Annotated in this window: 17 protein-coding genes; 8 read left to right on the forward strand and 9 right to left on the reverse strand. The window is 71.9% G+C overall.

The genetic code is table 11. The features are described 5' to 3' along the window. Positions 1 to 2: 2 nt before the first annotated feature. The gene (locus HHX41_RS22740; RefSeq protein ID WP_182907639.1) at positions 3 to 1,838 is read left to right on the forward strand and encodes an ABC transporter ATP-binding protein; all 1,836 of its coding nucleotides are present in this window, start codon (positions 3 to 5) and stop codon (positions 1,836 to 1,838) included. A 48-nt stretch (positions 1,839 to 1,886) separates the two neighbouring features. On the opposite strand, the gene HHX41_RS22745 is transcribed toward HHX41_RS22740, so the two are convergent. Continuing rightward, positions 1,887 to 2,564 (reverse strand): class F sortase, encoded by a 678-nt coding sequence (locus tag HHX41_RS22745; protein ID WP_169981782.1) that lies wholly within the window; start codon positions 2,562 to 2,564, stop codon positions 1,887 to 1,889. Positions 2,565 to 2,728: 164 nt separating this feature from the next. Here HHX41_RS22745 and HHX41_RS22750 point away from each other — a divergent pair, with 164 nt between their 5' ends. Both HHX41_RS22750 and HHX41_RS22755 read left to right on the forward strand, forming a co-directional pair. Next, positions 2,729 to 3,937 carry a glycosyltransferase family 2 protein gene (locus HHX41_RS22750; RefSeq protein WP_182907640.1) on the forward strand — a complete coding sequence of 403 codons (1,209 nt, stop codon included), beginning with the start codon at positions 2,729 to 2,731 and terminating at the stop codon, positions 3,935 to 3,937. 2 nt (positions 3,938 to 3,939) lie between these two features. Continuing rightward, the gene (locus tag HHX41_RS22755) at positions 3,940 to 4,104 is read left to right on the forward strand and encodes a hypothetical protein (protein ID WP_169981784.1); all 165 of its coding nucleotides are present in this window, start codon (positions 3,940 to 3,942) and stop codon (positions 4,102 to 4,104) included. A 45-nt stretch (positions 4,105 to 4,149) separates the two neighbouring features. Here the strand turns inward: HHX41_RS22755 and HHX41_RS22760 are convergent, their stop codons facing one another. The 3 genes from HHX41_RS22760 to HHX41_RS22770 are packed head-to-tail and all read right to left on the reverse strand — an operon-like array spanning position 4,150 to position 6,428. After that, positions 4,150 to 4,809 carry a response regulator transcription factor gene (locus tag HHX41_RS22760; protein WP_182907641.1) on the reverse strand — a complete coding sequence of 220 codons (660 nt, stop codon included), beginning with the start codon at positions 4,807 to 4,809 and terminating at the stop codon, positions 4,150 to 4,152. Position 4,810: 1 nt separating this feature from the next. Then, positions 4,811 to 5,569: a histidine kinase gene (locus HHX41_RS22765; RefSeq protein WP_182907642.1), complete on the reverse strand. Its 759-nt coding sequence runs from the start codon at positions 5,567 to 5,569 to the stop codon at positions 4,811 to 4,813. After that, the gene (locus HHX41_RS22770) at positions 5,544 to 6,428 is read right to left on the reverse strand and encodes a hypothetical protein (RefSeq protein WP_182907643.1); all 885 of its coding nucleotides are present in this window, start codon (positions 6,426 to 6,428) and stop codon (positions 5,544 to 5,546) included. The genes HHX41_RS22765 and HHX41_RS22770 overlap by 26 nt, the downstream gene beginning before the upstream one ends. Before the next feature lie 152 nt (positions 6,429 to 6,580). Here HHX41_RS22770 and HHX41_RS22775 point away from each other — a divergent pair, with 152 nt between their 5' ends. Beyond that, positions 6,581 to 7,270: a hypothetical protein gene (locus tag HHX41_RS22775; RefSeq protein ID WP_182907644.1), complete on the forward strand. Its 690-nt coding sequence runs from the start codon at positions 6,581 to 6,583 to the stop codon at positions 7,268 to 7,270. A gap of 60 nt (positions 7,271 to 7,330) precedes the next feature. Here the strand turns inward: HHX41_RS22775 and HHX41_RS22780 are convergent, their stop codons facing one another. Continuing rightward, positions 7,331 to 8,719: a hypothetical protein gene (locus tag HHX41_RS22780; RefSeq protein ID WP_182907645.1), complete on the reverse strand. Its 1,389-nt coding sequence runs from the start codon at positions 8,717 to 8,719 to the stop codon at positions 7,331 to 7,333. Between the two features lie 281 nt (positions 8,720 to 9,000). Continuing rightward, positions 9,001 to 10,320, reverse strand: a complete 1,320-nt coding sequence (locus tag HHX41_RS22785; RefSeq protein WP_220504338.1) for an MFS transporter — start codon at positions 10,318 to 10,320, stop codon at positions 9,001 to 9,003. A gap of 210 nt (positions 10,321 to 10,530) precedes the next feature. On the opposite strand from HHX41_RS22785, the gene HHX41_RS22790 reads away from it, so the two are divergent. Both HHX41_RS22790 and HHX41_RS22795 read left to right on the forward strand, forming a co-directional pair. After that, complete coding sequence (locus HHX41_RS22790; protein ID WP_182907646.1) at positions 10,531 to 14,130, forward strand: hydantoinase B/oxoprolinase family protein; 3,600 nt, start codon at positions 10,531 to 10,533, stop codon at positions 14,128 to 14,130. Between the two features lie 345 nt (positions 14,131 to 14,475). Continuing rightward, the gene (locus tag HHX41_RS22795; RefSeq protein ID WP_169981790.1) at positions 14,476 to 15,252 is read left to right on the forward strand and encodes a class I SAM-dependent methyltransferase; all 777 of its coding nucleotides are present in this window, start codon (positions 14,476 to 14,478) and stop codon (positions 15,250 to 15,252) included. 9 nt (positions 15,253 to 15,261) lie between these two features. Here the strand turns inward: HHX41_RS22795 and HHX41_RS22800 are convergent, their stop codons facing one another. Beyond that, positions 15,262 to 17,322 (reverse strand): cellulose binding domain-containing protein, encoded by a 2,061-nt coding sequence (locus HHX41_RS22800; RefSeq protein WP_182907647.1) that lies wholly within the window; start codon positions 17,320 to 17,322, stop codon positions 15,262 to 15,264. A gap of 115 nt (positions 17,323 to 17,437) precedes the next feature. Next, positions 17,438 to 17,917 (reverse strand): hypothetical protein, encoded by a 480-nt coding sequence (locus tag HHX41_RS22805; RefSeq protein WP_182907648.1) that lies wholly within the window; start codon positions 17,915 to 17,917, stop codon positions 17,438 to 17,440. 55 nt (positions 17,918 to 17,972) lie between these two features. Here HHX41_RS22805 and HHX41_RS22810 point away from each other — a divergent pair, with 55 nt between their 5' ends. Together HHX41_RS22810 and HHX41_RS22815 are read left to right on the forward strand one after the other, a co-directional pair. Then, positions 17,973 to 18,959, forward strand: coding sequence for a YafY family protein (locus tag HHX41_RS22810; RefSeq protein ID WP_182907649.1), 987 nt, complete (start codon positions 17,973 to 17,975; stop codon positions 18,957 to 18,959). A 195-nt stretch (positions 18,960 to 19,154) separates the two neighbouring features. After that, entirely contained in the window at positions 19,155 to 20,588 is a 1,434-nt protein-coding gene (locus HHX41_RS22815; protein WP_182907650.1) for a hypothetical protein, read from the forward strand. A gap of 890 nt (positions 20,589 to 21,478) precedes the next feature. Here the strand turns inward: HHX41_RS22815 and HHX41_RS22820 are convergent. After that, entirely contained in the window at positions 21,479 to 22,324 is an 846-nt protein-coding gene (locus tag HHX41_RS22820; RefSeq protein ID WP_182907651.1) for an HD family hydrolase, read from the reverse strand. Positions 22,325 to 22,469 lie beyond the last annotated feature (145 nt).

Below are 22,469 nucleotides of genomic sequence, written 5' to 3' on the forward strand. Positions count from 1 at the left end.
CGATGCGGAAGATCCTCATTGCGCTGCGGTTGAGCTGGGAGGCCAGCCCGCTGTTCACCGCGGTGTGCGTTACGCTCACGCTGCTGACCGCGCCGGCGCCGGTCGTGACGGCCTGGCTGACCAAGCTGGTGCTGGACGAGATCACCGCCGGGGCCGGGCCCGGCGCGGTGCTCGGGAAAGGCCTGGGACTCGCCGCCGCGGGCCTGGTGACCGGCCTGATTCCGCACGTCACCGCGTACGCCTCGCAGGAGACCGAGCGGCGCGTCGGGCTCCTGGCCCAGGAACGCCTGTTCGCCGCGACCGAGCGGTTCGTGGGCCTGGCCCGGTTCGAGGATCCCGCGTTCCTCAATCGCATGCGGATGGCCCTTCAGCACGGCGGCACCACTCCGGGTGTGGTCGTCTCCGCCGTGCTGTCGCTCGTCGGTTCCGTCGTCACCGGGCTGGGCTTCCTGGGATCACTGCTGGTGATCTCGCCCTGGATGCCGATGCTGATCCTGGCCTCGGTTCTGCCGGTGCTGTTCGTCGAGATGTGGCTCGCCCGCAGACGTGCCGCGCTGTCGTGGCGGCTGAGTCCCATCGAACGCCGGGAGATGTTCTTCCGCGATCTGCTGACCAGCACCCAGGCGGCCAAGGAGATCCGGCTGTTCGGCATCGGCGCGTACCTGCGCCGCCGCATGACCGAACAGCGGCGCCTGGCCAACGCGGAGAACCGCCGCATGGACCACCGGCAGGTCGGCGCTCAGGGCCTGATCGGCCTCGGCGGGACGATGGTGGCGAGCGGGACGCTGCTGTGGGCCGTGCTGGCCGCCGCCGGCGGCCGGATCGGCATCGGCGACATCTCCCTGCTGGTCGCCTCGGTGGCCGGCGTGCAGAGCGCGGGCGTGTCGCTGGTGCACATCATCGCCCAGTGTCACCGGCAGCTCCTGCTGTTCGACCACTATCTGCGGGTCGTCGCCGCCGGGCCGGACCTGCCCGTCGCCCGGCCGCCCCGGGCGATAGCACCCCTGGCGCGCGGGATCGTCTTCCGCGACGTGTGGTTCCGCTACTCGCCCGACCATCCATGGGTGTTGCGCGGCGTCGACCTGACCATCCCGTACGGGCACACGGTGGGCGTGGTCGGCCGCAACGGCGCGGGCAAGAGCACCCTGATCAAGCTGCTGTGCCGGATGTACGACCCGGAGCGCGGCGCGATCCTGTGGGACGGGGTGGACCTGCGCGACCTCGACCCCGCCGACCTGCGCGCCCGCATCGGCGCGGTCTTCCAGGACTACATGGAGTACGACCTGACAGCCGCCGAGAACATCGGCCTGGGCGACCTGGAGCACCTGCGCGACCGCGAGCGCGTCACCGCCGCGGCCGACGGCGCCGGAGCCCACGAGTTCGTCAGCCGTCTGCCCCGCTCCTACGACACGCTCCTGTCCAGGGTCTTCTTCCAGGAGGACGACACCCCCGGGGACACCGCCGGGGACACCGGTGGCGCCCTCGGCGTGACCCTGTCGGGGGGCCAGTGGCAACGACTCGCCCTGGCCCGTGCGCATCTGCGGGCGGGACGCGACCTGATGATCCTCGACGAGCCCAGCTCCGGCCTGGACGCCGAGGCCGAGTACGAGATCCATCGCAGGTTGCGGCGGCACCGGGCGGGCCGTACCAACGTCCTGATCTCGCATCGGCTCAACACCGTGCGCGAGGCCGACCTGCTGGTGGTGCTGGACGAAGGAGCCGTCGTCGAGCGGGGAACCCACGAGGAGCTCACGGCACGCGGCGGCATCTACGCCGACCTGTTCTCGATGCAGGCCGAAGGCTTCCTGGATTCCCTGCCCGAGAAGGTTCACGGGTGACCGGCACCGCTCGCTCCCGCCCTCGTGCCGCTCGTGGCCGGTGTCGCGTCATCCCCCCGCGGCCGACCGACGGGAGAGGGCGCCGTCCTTCGGGCGGTGCACGGCGACGAGATGGGCGTAGACGACGACGTTGTCGCGGTAGTGCCCACTGGCGGCGTCGAAGTCCCCGCCACACGTGATCAGGCGCAGGCCGGGGAACTTGACCATCCCGTAGACCTTGCGGGTGGGGAAGCGGTCCTTCGGCACCCGCTCCAGGGAGTCCACCTCGAAGACCGCCTGGGTGCGGTCTTTCCTGGAGATCCTCACCGTGTCGCCCGGACGCAGGTCGCCGAGGCGGAAGAAGACACCGGGCCCCTCTTTCGAGTCGACGTGGCCGGCGATGACCGCGGGACCGGGGGAGCCCGGCGACGGGCCGAGCCGGTACCAGCCGGCCTCGTCGACCCTGTCGAGGGGCGGGACCTCCAGTGTCCCGTCCGGGTTCTTGCCCAGCGTCATCAGCGTGGTCCGCACGCCGATCTTCGGGATCTCCAGCCTGACCGGCGGTGACGACGGCAGCGCGCGCGCCGTGGCCTTCGGCTGCGCCCGCGGGGTGGAGACGCTCACGGGCGGCGCGGGCGGCGCCGCCTGGCGGTCGCCGGAGGGCCCTGCTGCGACCGTGACGGCGACCGTGACGCCGACGGCGGCCGCGGCCAGGCCCAGAAGGACGGCGACAACGGCCCTGCCCATTTCATCACCGTTCCCACCCTGAAATCTCCGCGCACATCGTATGTCGCGTTGATGTAAACCAGTCACTTTCGTCACGCGTGTAACCTCTAGGAAGTAGTTACCACGATGCGGCGGTTTGCTGGGAGCTGGACGGGTTTCAAGTGGTTCTGTCAGAAACTCTGCCCATGCCGCCGGAGGCCGGGCGCGGCCACGCGCTTGACGCCGGACACCGCGGACATGCCTTCACGTCGGTCCATCCGGGCGACCTCGCGGAGGCCCGTACGGGCCGGCACCGGGCCGCGAAGGGCGCCGACGGCAAACGGGACCTCCCGGAGGTCGACCCCTCGCGCATGCACGTCACCGTGCTGGTCCCGGCGCACAACGAGGAAACCCAGATCGCCGAGACGATCACGTCGCTGCACGCACAGCGGCGCGGGCCCAACCGCGTCATCGTGATCGCGGACAACTGCACCGACAGGACCGAGGACATCGCCCGCGCGCACGGCGCCGAGGTGATCAGGACGGTCGGCAACCGCCACAAGAAGGCGGGCGCCCTCAACCAGGTGCTCGAAGTCCTGCTGCCGCAGCTGGGGTCCCGGCACGCCGTGCTGGTCATGGACGCGGACTCGGCGCTCGATCCCGGTTTCATCCACCATGCCGTCCTCCGGCTGGCCACCGGCGAACTGGCCGCGGTGGGAGGCACCTTCACCGGCAAGCCGGGCGGCGGGCTGGTGGGCATGTTCCAGCGCAACGAGTACGCGCGCTACGCCAGGGACGTGCGACGGCTGCGCGGAAAGGCGCTGGTGCTCACCGGGACGGCGACGCTGTTCCGCGCGCTCGCGCTCAAGGAGGTCGTCAGGGCGCGCCGCGGCGGCCGTCTCCCCGGCCGCGACCAGGTGTACGACGTACGTGTCCTGACCGAGGACAACGAGCTCACCCTGGCGCTGCTGCACCTACGGTTCCGCATCCTGTGTCCCGCGGAGTGCACGCTCACCACCGAGGTCATGGAGACCTGGAGGGACCTGTTCAAGCAGCGGCTGCGGTGGAAGCGGGGGGCGCTGGAGAACCTCACCGACTACGGCTGGACGCGGGTCACGTTGCCCTACTGGGGCCGCCAGCTCCTGTCGCTGGTCGGGATCATTGTGATCTTCGCGTACCTGGGCGCCACGGCCTGGTCGATCGCGGTCACGGGCACGCTCACCTTCCATCCGCTCTGGCTGGCGGTCACGGGCGTCTTCATGGTCGAGCGGATCGTGACCGTACGCAGCAGGGGTGGCAGGCAGATGGCCGTCGCCGCCCTGCTGTTCGTAGAAATGATCTTCGATGTCTTCCTGCAGTTAGCACAGGCGAAAGCCTTCTGGGACGCCGCATGGCGTCGGGAAAGGAAATGGTGAACATGTACAACAACCCACCCATCGGGGGTGTCGCGGCGGGCTTCGGCGGTGCGGCGCTGACCGCCCCGTTCATGGGCTGGAACGCGCTCTGGATCGCCCTGGGCCTGTTCACGCTGGTGTCGGCCGCCGTGGCGGTCAAGCGGATCATCCCGAAGCGCGGGGCCTGACCACCCCGCTCCCTCCGTGAAGCGCTGGGTCGGCCGAACGCCGGCTCAGCGCCCGCCGGGCAGGCCGGCGCCGAGCCCGGCGTCCCTGGCCCGGGCCACCGCGGCGGCCCGGTCGCCGACGCCGAGCTTGCCGTACACCGTGCTCACGTAGTTGCGGACCGTCTTGTCCGAGACATAGAGCCGGGAGGCGATCGCGGCGTTCGACAGCCCGCGCGCCATCAGGTCGAGGATCTCGACCTCGCGCTCGGTGAGCTCGGGCAGGACGGGGTTGGCGACGGGCCGTCGGGACTCGGCGCCGACGAGCCCGGCGAGCGCCCGGGCGGCGTTCCGGCCGAAGTAGGCGCCGCCGTCCCGGCACGCCTCGAGCGCCCGCAGGATCTCGGCCCGGCCCGCCCCCTTGAGCAGGTAGCCGCGCGCGCCCGCGCGTACGGCCGCCGCCAGCGACTCGTCGGACTCCAGCATCGTCAGCACCACGACGGCCACGTCCGGAAGCTCCGCCCGCAACCGCCCCGTGGCCTCCACGCCGTTCATGACCGGCATGTGAAGGTCCATCAGGACGACGTCGGGCGCCAGCCGGACCGCCAGTTCGACGGCGGCCGCGCCGTCACCCGCCTCGCCCACGACCGTCACGTCGGGACGGCCGGACAGCGCCGCGATCAGCCCCTCGCGGTACATGGGGTGGTCGTCCACGATCAGCACGCGCATCTCACACCTCGACTCTCGGCAGCCGCACGCTGATCTCGGTGCCGCCGCCCGCCGGGGCAAGGATCTCGCATCTCCCGTCAAGCTGGGCGGCGGCCTGGGTCATCGACTCCAGGCCGACTCCTGCGCGCCAGCCCGGGGCGGAGCCGGTCATGCCGACGCCGTCGTCCCTTACGGTGAAGTGCAGTGCGTCGGGAGCCAGCGCCACGTAGATGTCGCAGCGCCCGGCACGCGAGTGCCGGGCGGTGTTGGCAAGCGCCTCGCCCACGATGCGCAGAGCCGCCGCCTCGATGGCGGCCGGAAGCGGGGGCAGGCCCTGAGCGGGCAGGTTCAGCCGGACCGTGAGGCCGGGGCGGTCGAAGGCCGCCGCCTGTGCGCGGAGCGCCTCGGCCAGGCCGAGGTCGTCGAGGGCGGACGGGCCGAGGCCGTCCACGATCCTGCGGACGTCGCTCACGGCGCCGGCCAGCCACGCGGCGCACCGGTCGGCCAGCTCACCCGCACCGTCCGGGTCGTCGGCCGCCAGGTCGCGGATGGTCTCCAGCTGCAGCTGTACGGCCGACAGGCTCGGCCCGAGATGGTCGTGGAGGTCGCGGCGCAGCCGGCGGCGTTCCTCGGCGCGCGCGGCGACCAACGCCCGCCGCGACCGGTCCAGATCCGCGGCGAGCCGGGCGGCGTGCGCCGCCGCGCCCGCCTGCCGGGCCAGCACGTTCAGCAGCCGGGCCTCGGCGGGGCGGAACTCACCGGCGCGCGGCCGGGTCAGCACGAGCGGCGGGGGCCGCCGCCGTCTCCAGCGTCGCTCCCAGCCGCCCCAGCGCGTCGTACGGGTCGGCCGCGTCGCCGTACAGCAGCCGCCGTACGCCCCGCTGCAGCAGGCGGTGGACGGGAGCCACGCTGATGGCCACCACGGCCGCGGCGACGAGGGGAGCGCCGAGGCTACGGCCCAGCAGGTCCCCGAGCAACGCGACGACCACCGTGTAGCAGAGGGCGATCTCGGCCGACATGAGCGCCCAGACCAGGCCGCGGCGCAGCACGGTCTCCATGTCCCACAGCCGGTATCGCTGGATCGCCGCCACCACGGAGACCGGCAACGGCACGGCGGACGCCGCCAGCAGCACCCCCGAGCCGCGCGCCGGCACCGCCTGGGCGGCGGCCAGCAGGAGCAGCGTGCCGGCCACTCCCGCGAGGACCCAGGCCAGCCGGCCGCGCTCGTCGCCCTCGGCCCGGCGCAGGCGTACGCCCAGGGAGGCGAGCCCACCGAGTGACGCCACGGTGATCAGGGCCAGGCTGACCGGCAGCAGCGCCTCGGCGCCCGTGACTCCCAGAGGGTTGAGCAAACCGCTTTCGGCCAGCGCAGGGTCGTCGCCGTGCTCCCAGGGCAGCAGCGCCCAGGCGGCCGACCCCGTCGCCACGGCTGCGCAACCGGTGTACCTCAGGGGGCGGAACACCCGCGACGGCCGTTCCCCGGACGGCAGCCAGTAGGGGACGACGGCCGCCACGATCACATAGGCGGGCAGCCAGCTCCAGGCCGACAGCCACAGCACGGTCAGGTGGCCGGGCCAGTGCGGCAGGGCCGCGGCGGCTCCCGCGACCGAGTCCCCGATCAGCACCGTACGCGTATGCACGAGGTGAATTGTCCGTTATTTGATGTCCCGTCCGCATGGGACAAATCGTCCTTATCGCGGAAGGGGGCGGCGGGCTCAGGTGGCCCGGGACAGGGCCGCGTCAGTGTTTCGGCATGCGGCGGACGGGCCGCCACGCACGAAGGAACGCGATCATGAGAACGAACAAGCCCTACCTGCTCGCCGCGGCGGTCGTCGCCGGCCCGATCGCCGGAGTGGTCTGGCATCTGGTCGACACCGTCGGCCTGCCCCGCACCGAGGCGGCGGACTACCTCGCCCAGGTGGCCGCCGACCGGGATGGCTACGCCCTCGGCACCCTGCTTTACATGATCTTCGTCGGGTGTTCCATCCCCAGCGGCCTGGCGGTCGCGCGGGTGCTGCGCGACCGGGCGCCGCTGGCCGGGGCGATCTCCGGGCTGCTGCTCGCCCTGGCCGGGGTGCTCGGCCTGATCGTTTCCGGCATGCGGCCGGTGGTCCTGGGCCTGGCACCGGAGGGCGGCGTGGCCGCCGAGGCCGTCGCGGCGTACGGGAGATACCAGGGCTCGGCGTGGTTCGGCGGGATCATGCTGCCCATGCTGGCCTCGGCCGTGGCCGGGCTGGTCACGCAGGTCGCCGCGATCCTGCGCACCGGCGTGCTGCCGCGCTGGACGGCTCCGCTCCTGGTGGCGGGTTTCGTCCTGTCCAGCGGGGAGTTCTCCCTCGCCGTCACGGTGGTGGGCACGCTGGTCCAGCTCGCGGGCACCGTGCCGCTGGCCGTCAGGCTCCTCGCGGGCCCCGAGGCCGTGAGCGAGGCCGTGAGCGAGGCCGTGCGCGACGCCGAGCCGGCGCCGGCGGCCCTCGCCTGAGGCAGGGACGGCGGAAGGCCCCCCTCGTCGTGCGACGAGAGGGGCCTTCCCGCTTGGAGATCAGGGATGGACGCCGTACAGAAGACGCCTGCCCACTCCCGGGAACTCGGTGACGGACCAGAGCATCGGCGTGCTCGTGGCACGGTTCCAGTAGAGGTCCTGGACGCCCGTACCGGCGTAGTGACGAGTCACCGCCGTCGCGCCCGGCCGGGTCACGAAGCGTCCGGCGGCGCCTCCGTGACTCGTCGTGAACTGGTAGGTCCCCTTCCAGGACACGCCGCCCTGCGCGTACCGGACCGGCTGGGTGTACACCGAGGTCGGCCTCGCCGTGCCGCCGGAGGTCCGCAGGCAGCCCTTGGTGCAGGGGGTCTTGTCCGGCAACAGCGGGAAGCGCGCCACGCGCCCCTTGCCGCAGGCGGAGCTCGTGCACCACTCACCGGTGAGGAAGCTCGGCGGGGAGGTGCTCCTGTCGAGACCCGCGTACGTGTAGCACGGTGGGTAGTGGAGGTCACCCGCCCGGCACTTCTGCGGTGTGGTGAGGGGGCCGACCGACGGCCGCCATATGCCGCGCAGCGGCAGGATGAAGCGGTAACCCTTGGAATAGAACCGGCCCTTGTACAGGCCGTAGGGACGGGTGGCGGCCTGCGGCGACGTCAGATCGGCGCGCGGGCTGAGCGCCAGGTCGATCAAATTGTGCAGGTCGAAGACGAGTATCCCGTTGAACTCATGCCTCGGGCCGTCGTCCGCGACCAGAAGGTACTGGTGATACCAGACGAAGCCGCCCGCGTGGGTCGGCACCGAGGTGAAGGTGACCCCGTTCTTCCCGTATCGCGGCAGCGCCAGCAGCACATGCTGATAGCGGTGCGCGAAGGACCCCATCGGCGCCTGCTCGTCGAGGAACGTCACCCTGGAGGCGATGGGCGTCCTGTCGGTCGTGCTCGCCCGGCGGTACCAGCCGAAAGCGAAGGCACGCTCCCCGTCGACGACTCCGTTCGCGGTCGCGTCCCAGGTGCCGCTGACTCCCTGCGGATACCACCTGTTCGTAGTGGAATCCACGGGATTGAGGCAGATCCAGTAATCGCTGCGGACCGGGTACGCGCCGCCCAGCGCGCCGTGCGCACGCTTCGCCTCGGGACAGCCGACGGGACCGCTCGAGGCGATGTGGCCGGGCTGGCCCAGCAGTTGCGAAATGTTCGTGTACCGGTACGACTTCGGCAGGGCAAGAGCACCGCGCAACTGGGTGATGAGCTGCCGGTACGACCTCTTGTCGGGACCGATCTCATCCCAGCGCAGCGAGTAGAGAGTGTTGGTGTTCGCGCTGAGCTTCGCCATCGGCGTCGGTGTGTTCGCCGGATCATGGGCCTGCGGCACGCCGGCCGCCGCGCCCTGGCTCGCCACCAACGCCGCCGTGAGCACGGCGGCGACCGATACCGCCGTCAGTGCACGCAAGGGACGGAATCTCACATGTTCTCCTGACTGGCCCGGATGTTCTCGGGTGCGTTCGTTCGCACGAGCGTGCTGATGCAGGTGGAAATACACGCGACGAAAAGCAGATTTCCGCACACGTCCGGCCGCGCCGAATTTCCTGGCGACCATGTATCCGGAACATAGCAACGGCCCGCCGGAGCGCCCGCGCCAGTTGAAGTGCGCCTTCCTCAAGGAAAGTGCAAAAAAACGAGGGGCACGTGTTTGGCGCCGCTTGTTCGATGCGATCTGCCCGGACTTGTCGTTCAGCCGGAGCCGGAGCCGGAGCCGGAGCCGGTGTCGGCGTGGCCGCGCCCCACGGCCTGCTCCTGCCGTCCCTCGGACCCGTCCGCGGTCGCCCGGCCCCGGCGGAGGGTGGCCGCCGCCGCGACGGCGGGCACCAGGATGACCGCCGCCGCGACGTTGACCGCGCGGAAGCCGCCGGCGGCGAGGATCGGCCCGGCCAGCGCGGCCGCCGCGGCGCCCGCGTAGTTCATGCCGGCGTCGGTGGCCCCCTGCAACGGCACCCGTACGTGGTCCGGCGCGGCGCCGGTGAGCAGCGCCGACCCGGAGATCATCGACGCCGACCAGCCCATGCCGAGGACGGTCAGCGCGAGCGCGGTGAGCGCGCTGCCCTCGGAGGCGGACGCGGCCACGAAGCCGAGCGCGACGGCCGCCACGAGCATCAGCATTCCCGCGCACGCGGTCCGGACCGCGCCGAGCCGGTCGGCCAGCCATCCGAAGACCGGGCTGAAGGCGTACATGCCGAGCACGTGCAGGCTGATCACGACGCCGACCAGCCGCAGCGACATGCCGTGGTGCTGCATGTGGAGCGGTGTCATCACCATGACCATGACCATCGTTGCGTGCGCGACCGCGACGAGCACGACCGCGAACCGCGCCACGGGATGGGCCGCCGCCCACCGCAGCGCCGTCGACGCTCCCGCCGTGCGGGGGCCGTCGCCCGCTGCGCCGGCGACCGGCGCGGACGGCCGTACGGCGGGCCGGAGGAACAGCGCGATCACCGCGCCCGCCAGGGCGAAGGACACGACCGAGACCAGGTAGGGCCCGGCGAGGCCGGGCAGCCCGAGCCACCTGCCGAACCGGTCGGCCACCTCGCTGAGGTTGGGGCCGGCCACGGACCCGATCGTGGTGGCCCAGATGACGATCGACATCGTCCTGGCCCGGGCGGCGGGGGCCGCGCCGTCCGCGGCGGCGTACCGGGACTGCAGGTTCACCGCCTGGCCGACGCCGAACATGGCCAGCCCGGCCAGCAGCACGACGAGCTGGGAGACGACGGCGGCCGTGACGATCAGCGCGCCGCCGAGCACGGCGATCGCGTACCCCAGGGTGAGCGAGCGGCGCCGCCCGTGCCGGGCCGCGACGCCGGCCAGCGGCACCGCGGCGACCGCCGCGCCGAGCACGCCCGCGGCCTGGCCCAGCCCCGCGACGGACGTGCCGCCGAGCCGCTCCACGAGCAGCCCGCCGACCGCGAAGCCGGAGGCGACCGCGACCCCGCCGAGCAGGTTGCCGGTGACGAGGGCACCGATGCCGCCACTGCGCTCCACGCTCCGCACGGACACCACTGCCGGAACCACCTTTCCTTACGCCCGGTCCGGTGTGTCCCGGAAAGCGCCATCTGATGATAGGTCTGTCATCCGGTGTCGGTGTGGTGCGTGGGCTCAGCGGCGCCCCGACGAGCGACGCGGGGAACACGCCCCCGGGTCTCCCCCGCGGGAGCCGGGGCGCGCGGCCTTGATACAAGGGACGTACGGGCGCCTGCGCGAGGGGGTCCCATGCCCGAAGGCCGGTGGCAGTTCTGGGTGGACCGCGGCGGGACGTTCACCGACGTCGTCGCGCGGGGGCCGGACGGGCGGCTGGTGACGCGCAAGCTCCTGTCGGAGGATCCGGCGCGCTATCCCGACGCGGCGGTGGCGGGCATCCGCTCCCTGCTGGGCCTCGCCGCCGGGGAACCGATCCCGGTCGAGCGGATCGAGTCGGTGCGGATGGGCACCACGGTCGCCACCAACGCGCTGCTGGAACGCCGGGGCGAGCGCACGGCGCTGGTCATCACGAAGGGGTTCGGCGACGCGCTGCGCATCGGCTACCAGAACCGGCCGCGCATCTTCGACCGGCGGATCGTGCTGCCGGAGATGCTGTACGAGCAGGTGGTCGAGGTGGACGAGCGGATCACCGCCGACGGCACGGTGATCCGGCCGCCCGACCTCGTGGGGCTCGCACCCGCGCTGCGGCGGCTGCGCGCGGAGGGAGTCCGCGCGGTCGCGGTGGTCTGCCTGCACAGCCACCTGCACCCGGCGCACGAGCGGGTGGTCGGCGACCTGGCCCGCCGCACCGGCTTCCCCCAGGTCTCGTGCTCCAGCGAGGTCAGCCCGCTGATGAAGCTGGTGCCGCGCGGGGACACCGCCGTGGTCGACGCGTACCTCTCGCCCGTCCTGCGCGGGTACGTCGACGCGGTCGCGCGGCAACTGCCCGGTGTACGGCTGATGTTCATGCAGTCGAACGGCGGGCTGGCGGAGGCCGGGCACTTCCGCGGCAAGGACGCGATCCTGTCCGGTCCGGCCGGCGGCATCGTGGGCATGGCGCGCATGTCCCGGCTGGCCGGTCTCGACAAGGTGATCGGCTTCGACATGGGCGGCACGTCGACCGACGTGTCCCACTACGCGGGCGCGTACGAGCGGGTGTTCCAGACACAGGTGGCCGGCGTGCGGCTGTGCGCGCCGATGATCGCCATCAACACGGTGGCGGCGGGCGGCGGGTCGATCCTGCGCTTCGACGGCCGGCGCTACCGGGTCGGGCCGGACTCGGCGGGCGCCGACCCCGGCCCGGCCTGCTACCGCAACGGCGGGCCGCTGTGCGTCACCGACGCCAACGTCATGCTCGGGCGCATCCAGCCCGGCCACTTCCCGAAGGTGTTCGGCCCGGACGGCGACCTGCCGCTGGACGCCGAGGAGGTACGGCGCCGGTTCGCCGAGACGGCGGCCGACATCCGCGGGCGGACCGGCGACGAGCGCGGGCCCGAGCAGGTCGCCGAGGGCTACGTGCGGGTCGCGGTCGAGAACATCGCCAACGCGATCAAGCAGATCAGCGTGCGGAAGGGCCGTGACCTCGGCGAGTACGCCCTCACCACGTTCGGCGGCGCGGGAGGCCAGCACGCCTGCGCGGTCGCCGACGCGCTCGGCATCGGCACCGTGCTGGTGCCGCCGATGGCGGGCGTGCTGTCCGCCCTGGGCATCGGCCTGGCCGACACCACCGTCATGCGGGAGCAGTCGGTCGAGGCCCGCCTGGAGCCCGCCGCCATGCGCCGGCTGACCGGTGTCGCGGACGCCCTGGAGGCGGCGGCGCGACGGGAGCTCCTGGACGAGGAGGTCCCGGCCGGGCGGATCCGGGTGACGAGGAGGGTGCGGCTGCGGTACGAGGGCACCGATACGCCGCTGCAGGTCGACCTGGCCGGGCTGGACACGATGGTGTCGGCGTTCGAGGCCGCCCACCTGCGGACGTACTCCTTCCTCATGGACCGGCCGCTGGTCGCGGAGGCGGTCTCCGTCGAGGCCGTCGGACTGACCGAGCAGCCCGGCCTCGCGGACCTCGCTCCCGGATCCGGCGCCGCCGGCCCGCCGTCCGCGGACGCCGTGCGGTTGTACACGGGCGGCGCGTGGCGTGAGGTGCCGCTCTACCGGCGGGAACGGCTGCGTCCCGGGCACGCGCTCACCGGTCCGGCGATCGTGGCCGAGGCCGACGCGACCACCGTCGTCGACGACGGCTGGCGGGCCGGGGTCACGCCGTACGGGCACCTGCTGCTGGAGCGGGCGCGGCCGCGGCGGAAGGCCGCGGGCGTGACCACCGAGGCCGACCCGGTCATGCTGGAGATCTTCAACAACCTCTTCATGTCCGTTGCCGAGCAGATGGGCGCCAGGCTGGGAGCCACCGCGCAGTCGGTGAACATCCGGGAGCGGCTCGACTTCTCCTGCGCGTTGTTCGACCCCGGCGGCGGCCTGATCGCCAACGCGCCGCACATCCCGGTGCATCTCGGCTCGATGGGCGCCAGCGTGAAGGAGGTGGTCCGCCGCCGCGGCGACGGCATCCGGCCCGGCGACGTGTACGCGATCAACGATCCGTACCACGGGGGCACCCACCTTCCGGACGTCACCGTCGTCACCCCGGTCTTCGACGACGCGGGCCGGGAGATCCTGTTCTTCGTGGCGTCGCGCGGCCACCACGCGGAGATCGGCGGGCTCACGCCCGGCTCCATGCCCGCGGCCAGCAGGAGCGTGCACGAGGAGGGCGTGCTGTTCGACTGCCGGCTGCTGGCCGACCGCGGCGGCCTGCGCGAGAAGGAGACGTGGCGGCTGCTCACCGAGGCGCCGTACCCGTCCAGGGACCCGGCGACCAACCTGGCCGACCTGCGCGCGCAGATCGCCGCGAACGCCAGGGGGGTCGAGGAGGTCCGGGCGATGATTGGCCACTTCGGCCTGGACGTGGTGCGGGCCTACATGCGGCACGTGCAGGACAACGCCGAGAGCGCGGTGCGCGAGGTGATCGGCGCGCTCAGCGAGGGCGGGTACCGCTACGAGACGGACTGCGGTGCGGTCATCGCGGTGCGCGTCTCGGTGGACCGCGCCCGCCGTACGGCGACGATCGACTTCACCGGCACCTCGCCCCAGCTCGACTCCAACCTCAACGCGCCGTCGGCCGTGGTCACCGCGGCCGTGCTGTACGTCTTCCGCACCCTGGTGGCCGACGAGATCCCGCTCAACGACGGGTGCCTGCGGCCGCTGCGGATCGTCGTGCCGGAGGGGTCGATGCTGGCCCCGGCCTATCCCGCGGCCGTGGTCGCGGGCAACGTCGAGACCTCCCAGGCGATCACCGGGGCGATCTACGCCGCGCTGGGCGTCCAGGCCGAGGGCTCGGGCACGATGAACAACGTCAGCTTCGGCGACGAACGGCACCAGTACTACGAGACCGTCGCCTCGGGCTCCGGCGCCGGTGACGGCTTCGACGGGGCGTCGGCGGTGCAGACCCACATGACCAACTCCCGGCTGACCGACCCCGAGGTGCTGGAATGGCGGTTCCCCGTGCTGCTGGAGGAGTTCGCCGTCCGGCGTGGCAGCGGTGGGGCCGGACGATGGCGGGGCGGGGACGGGGTGGTGCGCCGCATCCGGTTCCGGGCGCCGATGACGGTCAGCGTGCTGTCCGGCCACCGCCGGGTGCCCCCCTACGGCATGGCCGGCGGCGCGCCGGGGGCGCTGGGCGTCAACCGGGTGCGACGCGCCGACGGGAGCGTGGTCCGTCTCGCGGGATGCGACTCGGTCCGGGTGGGGCCGGGCGACGTGCTGGAGGTGGAGACGCCGGGCGGCGGGGGATACGGCCGGCCCTGACGGCGGCGCCCGGATGGGGCACCCGGATGGCGGAACGCGGAACGGGCACCGCCCTCCTCGCCGTGAAGGACGAGGAGGGCGGGCTTCGAGCGGTTTTTCGCCGTAACCACACCGGGCGGCTTTTCTGGCGATGAGCCGCGGGGTTGCGCCTGACATGGCAGGCGCTTGCCACGAAGCCTTTCATGCCGAGATCAAACGCTCGATGCGGCCCTGTGCAACAAACCGCCCCGATCACGCAAAAGGCCGCAAGCGCCCCGCCGGACTCGAAATGCGTTTCGGCAAATTCTTCTTGAGGCTCCGCGTGAATGCGAATGACCTCGCGTACGCCGCCCTACGGTTGGGGCCATGCAGCGACAGCCCTACGTGAAACGGCGGCGGTCACGCCTCTCCTACCAGCTGGCCTACGCTCTGCGCCACCCCGGCAAGGTCTGGCCGCACCTGCGGCGGATGACCCGTGACGCGCGGCTGCGGGCGACGACCGCCGATCACGTGTCCTACTACCGTGAGGTCATGCGCGCCGACATCGCGGAGATGAGCGCCGACGGCGCGATCGGCAGCCACGGCAGGGAGAGCTGGCTGCGGATCGGCAGGATGCAGTTCGACTACCTGCGCGCACACGGCCTCACGCCGCGCGACCGCGTCCTCGACATCGGCTGCGGCAACCTGCGCCTCGGCTGGCGGCTGATCGAGTATCTGGAACCGGGCCACTACTACGGCGTCGACATCTCGCCCGAGATCCTGCTCGCCGCCGCGGACACGGTCGCCCGGCGCGGGCTGCAGTCACGGCTGCCGCACCTGACCGTGGTGGACGACCTCACCTTCGCCTTCCTCCCCGACGAGCACTTCACCGTGATCCACGCGCACAGCGTGTTCTCCCACAGCCCGATCGAGGTGATCGACGAGTGCCTCCGGCATGTCGGCCGCATCCTGCACCCGGACGGGTTCTTCGACTTCACCTTCGACCGTACGGAGAAGGCCGAGCACCATGTGCTGCGCGAGGACTTCTACTACCGGACGGAGACGCTCGTGAACCTCGCCGAGCGGTACGGCCTCACGGCGAGGTTCATGGACGACTGGGAGCGGACCCGGCACAAGCAGTCCAAACTACGCGTCACACGCTGAGACCGGCGACTACAGCGTCGAGCAGACCGTGCCGTTCAGGCGGAAGACCGTGGGGGAGGGGTAGGCCCCCTCGTTGGCGCCGACGAACCCGAGGGTGACGGATCCGCCCGCCGGGATCGTCCTGGTCTGCTCGTTGGGAACGACCCGCACGTCCTGTCCCTGCGATGTCCCCTCAGATGTCCACGTGCCGCCCTGCCCGCTGCCGACGCGTTCCCCGGCGACCGGGAAGCGGAACGCCAGCGACCAGTCGGACACGTCGTCCGCGCCGCGGTTGGTGACGGTGACCGTGGCGGTGAAGCCCCGCCCCCAGCCCTGCGTCACCCGGTAGCGGACCGCGCAGGCGCTGTCCTGCGGCGTGGGTGCGGTGAAGGTCACCGGCGCGGACGGCCGCGACAGCCGTCCGGCCCGGTCCCCGGCCAGCACGTTGACCGTGTAGGAGGCGCCGGGCTCCAGGCCGCGCAGTGTGAGCGAGGTGCCCCGGGTCGTGCCCAGCGGGACGGTGTCCGTGCCCGTCTGCCGGTACACCTCGTACCTGTCCGCGGTGGGACCGGCCGGAGGCCAGCTCACCGTGATGCCGCCGGGGACACCGCGCGCTGTCGGCGTGCCCGGGGCCGGTGCGGGCTTCGGGCCCTTCGCCGCCCGCACCGTCATCGTCGTGATCGAGTACGGCGGAAGCGTCCGGGTGTAAGCGTCGCCCTGCTCGGCCCGGACGATCGCGGTGGCCCCCGGGGTGAAGGTGTACGTCACCGGGCTCCGGCCGGAGGGGGTGAACCCGGTGTAGCGGAGCCGTACGGGATAGGCGGTGCCCGGATCCTTGTTGATCAGCACGACGGCCAGGTCGCCGTCGGCCTGCCGTACGGCGTGCACGGCCACCTTCGGCCGGCTGGAGCCGGCCCTGACCAGGCTGTCTCCCGGCCCGGCGGCCGTCTGGAGGATCTCGATGCCGTGGTAGGCGGGGAACGGCGTGTTGAGCGGCGGCTCGCAGACGCCGTCGGCGCACTGGCCGAGTGACAGGAAGCCGATGTCCTGGTAGTCGGTCTCGCCGTCGATCGTGCCGACCTTCTCCAGCGCGTTGTGGGTGTCGAACCAGTCCACGGTGAAGACGCCGTTCTCCAGCGCGGTCAGGTAGGCGTCGGCGGCGAACAGCCCGGCCGCGTGCGTGTTGCGCCCGATGTTGGAGGCGACCTCGGTCAGCGCGAGCGGAACGTCGCGCCCGCCCAGGGCGGCGACGTCGGCCCGCACCTGGGCCAGCATCTCGGCGAGCCCGGGAGGAGAGGCCAGCAGCCCGGCGACGTCGCCGCTGGTGTCCGGGATGCTCGTGCCCGGATACCAGTGGACGGTGAAGAAGTCGATCTCGGGTGCCACCGCCGGGATGACCGTGTGGTTCCAGTTCGCCGAGTCGCCGGCGGCGACCACGCCGTCCGGCCAGCTCCCGGGGATCGTGAGCACCGCCCCGATTTTGATCGTGGGATCGACGGCCTTCATCGCGCGGACGAACTCCAGGGTGTTGCGGGCGTACGCCGCGGGGCTCTTGTCCGCGTGGTCGTCGGTCTCCCAGGTGGCGCCGTAGTAGCCGTTGCCGTAGAGCTCGTTGCCGATCTCCCAGTACTTCACGCCGTACTTCTTGGTCACGTTGGCGTACCGGACCCATCCGGCCGCCTCCTCCGGGGTGCCGGTGCCGTAGTTGGCGACCACGACGGCCTGCGCGCCGGCGTTCCTGACCGTGCCCATGAACGCGTCGAACCCCGTGTCCGGCGCCACGGTCCCACCCGGCACCGTGTGGCTCTCCCAGTGGTAGAGGTCGCCGTACGACCCGCCGGGGTACCGCACCGCGGCGATGCGCGCCCGCTTGTACAGCCGCGCCACCTCCGGGTCGTTCATGTGGGAGTCCCAGACGGCGGCGTTGGCGCCGTACGCCGCCTCATGGACGGTGCCGAGCCCGGCGTGCGCGTTGACCGAGACCTCGACGACGTCTCCCGGCGAGGGCGGCGGACTCTGGGCGGGGTCCGCCGCCGCGAGCAGGGAGGCGGCCAGGACCGCGGCGAGCGGGACGGCCAGGGCTCTTCGCATCGATCACTCCGGGGTCGAAGGGGACCGGTTCGTGAGTCAGGCCCCGACGATCACCCGTGATGATCTCCCGGTCAAGTGCGCGGAACATCACCCCTGATCAGTGCGCGTGGGTCTTTCATCGGCGGTCTCCCGTCGTGCCCTCGGGCAGTGTGTCGGCGAGATAGGCGCCGAGGTCGGGACGGCCGGAGGCGAGCACGTGCCGCACCCACGCGTCGCGTTCGTGCAGGATCGGCGGCAGCTCCCAGACACAGCCGATGAGCGGGCGTTCCGGCCGGATGAAGTGGGTGGGATCCCGATCGGGGCAGCCGAGCGCGGGCTGACCGGCCACCGCGTTGCCGTAGTGCAGGGCGTTGTCCCACGCCCAGGTGTAGGCGTTGATGTAGGCCCCGTCGTCCCCACCCCTGTGGAGGACGACGAAGGCGGCCGGGGGCGTGCCGTCCGGTTCGGGCAGCAGCTCGGGCAGGACGGCGTACGCCGCCTTCTCGACCTCGGGGTCGATGCCGGCCGGGTCGGCGGTGACGTGGTAGCGCTTGACGTGGTAACCGCCCACCTCGATCGGGGGCGGCACGAACAGCAGTTTCTCCGCGAAAGTCATGACGGGACGGTAGGACCGCTTCACTGACACCCTCCGGCAGTGAAATCGTGGCGATGTGCGCGCGTCCCGGCTGCTGTCGATCCTCCTGTTGCTGCAGTCGCGCGGCCGGATGACGGCCCGGCAGCTCGCCGCCGAGCTGGAGGTCAGCGTTCGCACGATCTACCGGGACGTCGAGTCGCTGCACGCCGCCGGCGTCCCCCTGTACGGCGAGGCCGGGCACGAGGGCGGCTATCGCCTGATGGACGGCTTCCGCACCCGGCTCACCGGCCTGACCGAGCGGGAGGCGGGCGCGCTGTTCCTGGCCGGGCTTAGGGGGCCGGCCGCGGACCTCGGCCTCGGCGCTCTGCTGGCCGCGGCCGAGTTGAAGATCGAGGCCGCGCTCCCGGCCGGTCCGCGGGAGGAGGCGCGGCGCGTGCGGGAGCACTTCCATCTCGACGCGCCCGGCTGGTACTACGACGGCGACCGGTCGTCCCACCTGCCGGAGGTCGCCGAGGCCGTCTGGAACGCCCGGGTCGTCCGCGTCCGCTACCGCCGCTGGACGGAGCCCTGCGAGGTCGAGCGGAGGCTGGAGCCGTACGGGCTGGTCTTGAAGGCGGGGAAGTGGTATCTCGTGGCGCGGTGCGACGGCGCGTTGCGCACCTACCGCGTCGGCCAGATCCTCGCGCTCACGGTGACCGGCGAGACGTTCGAGCGCCAGGAGGGCTTCGACCTGGCGGGACACTGGCGCGAGCACCTGGCCGGCTTCCGGTCGCGGCTGTTTCGCGGGCACGCGGTGATCCGGCTGTCCGCGCGGGGCCGGGAGCGGCTCGGGGAGGTCATGAGCTCGGCCGTCGCCGGCGCCGTGGCCGAGACGGCGGGCCCGCCGGACGAGCGGGGCTGGATCACCGCCACCGTGCCCATCGAGTCGGTGACGCACGCGCGGACGGAGTTCCTCAAGCTCGGGGCCGAGGTGGAGGTCCTGGAACCGGCCGAGCTGCGGCACGAGATGGCGGCGACCGCGCACGCTCTCGCGGGCCTCTATCTGCCGCCTTCGCGGCTTTGATGATGAAAAGCGGCCTTAATTCGAGGTGGGCCCCGACAAAAGCTGATAGCAACTCGGCGAGCGCCCTGACAGGGGTGGGTTCGAGTTCTATCCTTGACGGCGTCACTGACAGACTTCTCGCGACTTGCGGGAGAAAAAGTGCCCAGAACCACGCGTACGCCGCGAAGGGAGAAAGCGCGAAGCGAGGGCGCGCGAGTGGACGGGCTTCGTGATCCGGATGTCGAGACCTTCGTCGGCGCGATGGGGACGCGTATCCGCGCGGACGCCGAGACGGTCGGAGTCGACCTCCGGACCCTGGAGATCCAGGTAAGACTGCACCTGCCCCGGTTGAGCAGACCGGCCATCGCCGGCTGGTCTCCGGACAAGGTGTACGAGGAGATACGGCTGCAGGCCGTCGTCCGGGCGGCCCAGGTGCGCCAGTCCGCGGAGGACGCGGCGTACCAGGCCCATGCCTCCGTCCTCCTCAACGTGAACAAGGCGCACCGGGACCTGAGCCTGTCGTTCACCGACGGCTACCGCACCTGCCTGCGCTTCGCCGAGGTCAGACCCAGCGTGGGCCATCTCGTGCAGTCGAGGCTGCACTACCTGCACAGCGAGAGGGCCGACACCGTCGCGCAGTTCGGGCTCTTCCTGCCGGGCGCGACGATGCCGCTCACGTACGCCGCCTTCTCGCGCTGCGACCGCCAGTACGTCCTGGACGCGCTCACCGGGCACGGACTGGACGTGAATCCGGACCGGATAACGGTGCTGACACGAATGCACGGGCTGGCGGGAATTCCGGCGAACCTCATGAGCCTGACGATCGCGCGCGCGGTCCGGGAGATCAGAGCGGAAAACGCCGGGGATTATGTCATCACCGCGTACAACCCCATGCTCGGATTCGACGGCACCGCGTTCCTCGCGTCGGGATTCACGCCGATCGCCCTGTCACCGGTGGCCTATCGCTACGACGACAAAGGCCTTTTCCAGACGCGCCGCATATCTGGTGATTCGGTGCCGCAACTCCTGGACACCCCGGACAACGTGCTCATGGTCCTCGGCATCACCGCGGCGGCGAAGCGGTGCGTCGCCGGGATCGGGGACCTGATCAGGGTGTCGCACCGGACCCACTCGGGCGGCGACCACGTGAGACCCGTCAAGGCGGACTTCACCGCGCCGGAGTGGACGGACCGCCTGCACGGATACCGCCGCATGCTGGAGCCCTGCTGGTCGGACCGCACGGCCCATCCGCGGTATCAGGAGCCGCCGGTCGCGGCGGGCGATCCCCGTGGGCAGTGCGGCGTCACCTCCGTCTGGCTCGCCCGCAGGCTCCGCGCCGACCTGCTGCTCGAACCCGTGTACTGCTACGGGCGCCTGCGGGTCGGCCGCGACGACGCCGAGGACGTGAGCCACCACTGCTGGGTCGAGATCGGGCCGTCCCACGACCCGCGGCGGTTCGTCATCGACCTCACCGGCGACCAGTCGGAGGGCGTACGCGAGCCGATCATCCTGGGCGAGCACCGGGCGCTCGCGGAGCGGGGGCTGCGGTACGAGACCGCGACGCGCCTGCGCCTCGACGAGCTGCCGAAGGACCGGGTGTGGCCGCGTTTCCTCGCGATGGAGGACCGCCTGCGGGAGGTGCCGCGATGAGGGCGCGGGTCGCGGAGAGGGCACCCGGCATGACCGGGGTCCGGCCCTCGGTGCTGCTGCTGTCGTCCGACAGCAGGAGGAGGTACGCGGAGGACGTCCTGACGGCGCTGGCCCTGCCCCGAGGGGCGATCATCCAGTTCCGGTACGAGACCGACTACGTGGCGGGCGTTCTGCAACAGGCGATCGCGGACGGCTCGGCCGTCGGGCGGCGCTGCCTCGTGGCCTTCCTGGCGGACCGGGAGTCGCCCGAGGCGGAGCCGTTCGTCGTGCCCGTGCGCTTCGCCACGGTCGTGACGACCGCCTGCGTCGCCGACATGGCCGTGTTCCGGCTCAGGGTGGACGACTACGCGAACCTGGAGGAGTTCCCGCTGGCCGAGGCGGAGATCAGGGCCAAGGGCGGCTGGTTCGTGGACAGGCTCGCGGAGGCCAACGGCGGGCGCTGGTATCCGGCCACCACCCGATTTCCCGACCTCCACCTGCACGAGCGGCCGGACGGCGACCCCGCCGCGTGGCTCGGGGTGGCCCGGCGGCTCGCGCGGCATCCCACCTTCCGCTCCTCCTGCTTCGTCCGTACGGAGGAACCGCTGCTGAGCGGGGACAGGACGGGCGCGCTCGACGCCGAGGGCCGGCTGCACCTCAGCGACGGCGACACGGTGAAGATGCGGGTCAGCTTCTACTCCGAGGGCTACACGCCGGCCGCGAAGCGGCTCGTCTGCGCGACCGACGGCACCTTCCTGAAGATCGCGTCCGACGACTCCTACGACGTGGCGTCGCGCTACGACACGGTGGAGTTCTGGCTGCGGCCCGAGATGCTGGGCTTCGACGCGCTCGCGCGGGTCGGGATCAGGCTGGCCGTCGACACCCGGGCGGGCCCGGCTCCGCCGGGCGACTCACTGACGACGAGCGCCGGGTTTCCCGTGGTCGTGCGCCGCTCGCGGTCGCGCCTCCTCACGCGGGTGTCGGCCAGCGCGGCCGGGGCCTTCCTCGTCGCCCTGCCCGCCATACTCGGGCCGGGCGCCGACCTGCCCTGGAGGGTGCTGTACGCCGTCTGCGGAGCGGCCCTGCTCGCCGTCGCGAACATCGTCATCTCCCACGGCAGGTGACACCCCACCGGAGAACAGGTGCGGGCGCCGCGCGAACTCCCGGCACAGCTCGTCGAACAACGGCAGCAGTGCCGGGCAGCTCATGCGTATCTTCCGCCTGGCCGTGATCTCGGTGCGCTTGTACGCGGCCCAGGTCGGGCGCAGCGGGTGATGGTCGGCCAGCAGCACGTTGACGTGGGGGAGCAGCTTGTCCAGCGCGTAGACGAACCTGCTCTCCGGGTCGCGCTGCGCCTTGTAGCCGTACAGGTCATCGACGAGCCAGGGAAACGTCCGGCCGAAGTCGCGGGTGATGATCTCCCGTGCCTCCTCCTCGCGTACGGCCTTCTTCTCCCGTTCCGCCGGGCCCGCGTAGACCGACACGTCTCCCGCGTGGACCTCCGGCAGGTCGTGGACCAGCGCGTACCTGGCGATCCGCCCCGGGTCCAGGGTCTCGTCGATCAGCGGGGCGAGGCAGACCGCGGCCAGGCCCAGGGCGAAGGAGTGCTCCGCGTCGTTCTCGCGCCGGGTGACGTCCTGCGGCACGACCGAGGAGCGTTCGATCACGCACGGCGGGAAGACCAGTTCGCGCATGAGAGCCATCAGCGTGCTCGCGCCGACCCGGGGGCCGGTGGTTTTCGCGTCGTCCCTCGCCATCGGGCCGCCTCGCATTGTTCGCCCGTACGCGGCCACGGCGTTTCGCCCACGGCCTTCTCGCCAGAGTAGCCGAGCATTCATCGACGCAGCGGGGAGTATTCCCTAGTGAATAGTCACGGAAAGCCGAATGCGTGTTCGGTAATCG

The organism is Microbispora sp. H13382 (assembly GCF_014161445.1).
Lineage (GTDB): Bacteria > Actinomycetota > Actinomycetes > Streptosporangiales > Streptosporangiaceae > Microbispora.

Coding starts and splice junctions, on each gene's coding strand:
- HHX41_RS22755 (WP_169981784.1), top strand. CDS start 3,940: ATGTACAACAACCCACCCATCGGGGGTGTCGCGGCGGGCTTCGGCGGT.
- HHX41_RS22795 (WP_169981790.1), top strand. CDS start 14,476: ATGCAGCGACAGCCCTACGTGAAACGGCGGCGGTCACGCCTCTCCTAC.
- HHX41_RS22820 (WP_182907651.1), bottom strand. CDS start 22,324: ATGGCGAGGGACGACGCGAAAACCACCGGCCCCCGGGTCGGCGCGAGC.
- HHX41_RS22745 (WP_169981782.1), bottom strand. CDS start 2,564: ATGGGCAGGGCCGTTGTCGCCGTCCTTCTGGGCCTGGCCGCGGCCGCC.
- HHX41_RS22740 (WP_182907639.1), top strand. CDS start 3: ATGCGGAAGATCCTCATTGCGCTGCGGTTGAGCTGGGAGGCCAGCCCG.
- HHX41_RS22800 (WP_182907647.1), bottom strand. CDS start 17,322: ATGCGAAGAGCCCTGGCCGTCCCGCTCGCCGCGGTCCTGGCCGCCTCC.
- HHX41_RS22775 (WP_182907644.1), top strand. CDS start 6,581: ATGAGAACGAACAAGCCCTACCTGCTCGCCGCGGCGGTCGTCGCCGGC.
- HHX41_RS22760 (WP_182907641.1), bottom strand. CDS start 4,809: ATGCGCGTGCTGATCGTGGACGACCACCCCATGTACCGCGAGGGGCTG.
- HHX41_RS22805 (WP_182907648.1), bottom strand. CDS start 17,917: ATGACTTTCGCGGAGAAACTGCTGTTCGTGCCGCCCCCGATCGAGGTG.
- HHX41_RS22790 (WP_182907646.1), top strand. CDS start 10,531: ATGCCCGAAGGCCGGTGGCAGTTCTGGGTGGACCGCGGCGGGACGTTC.
- HHX41_RS22750 (WP_182907640.1), top strand. CDS start 2,729: ATGCCGCCGGAGGCCGGGCGCGGCCACGCGCTTGACGCCGGACACCGC.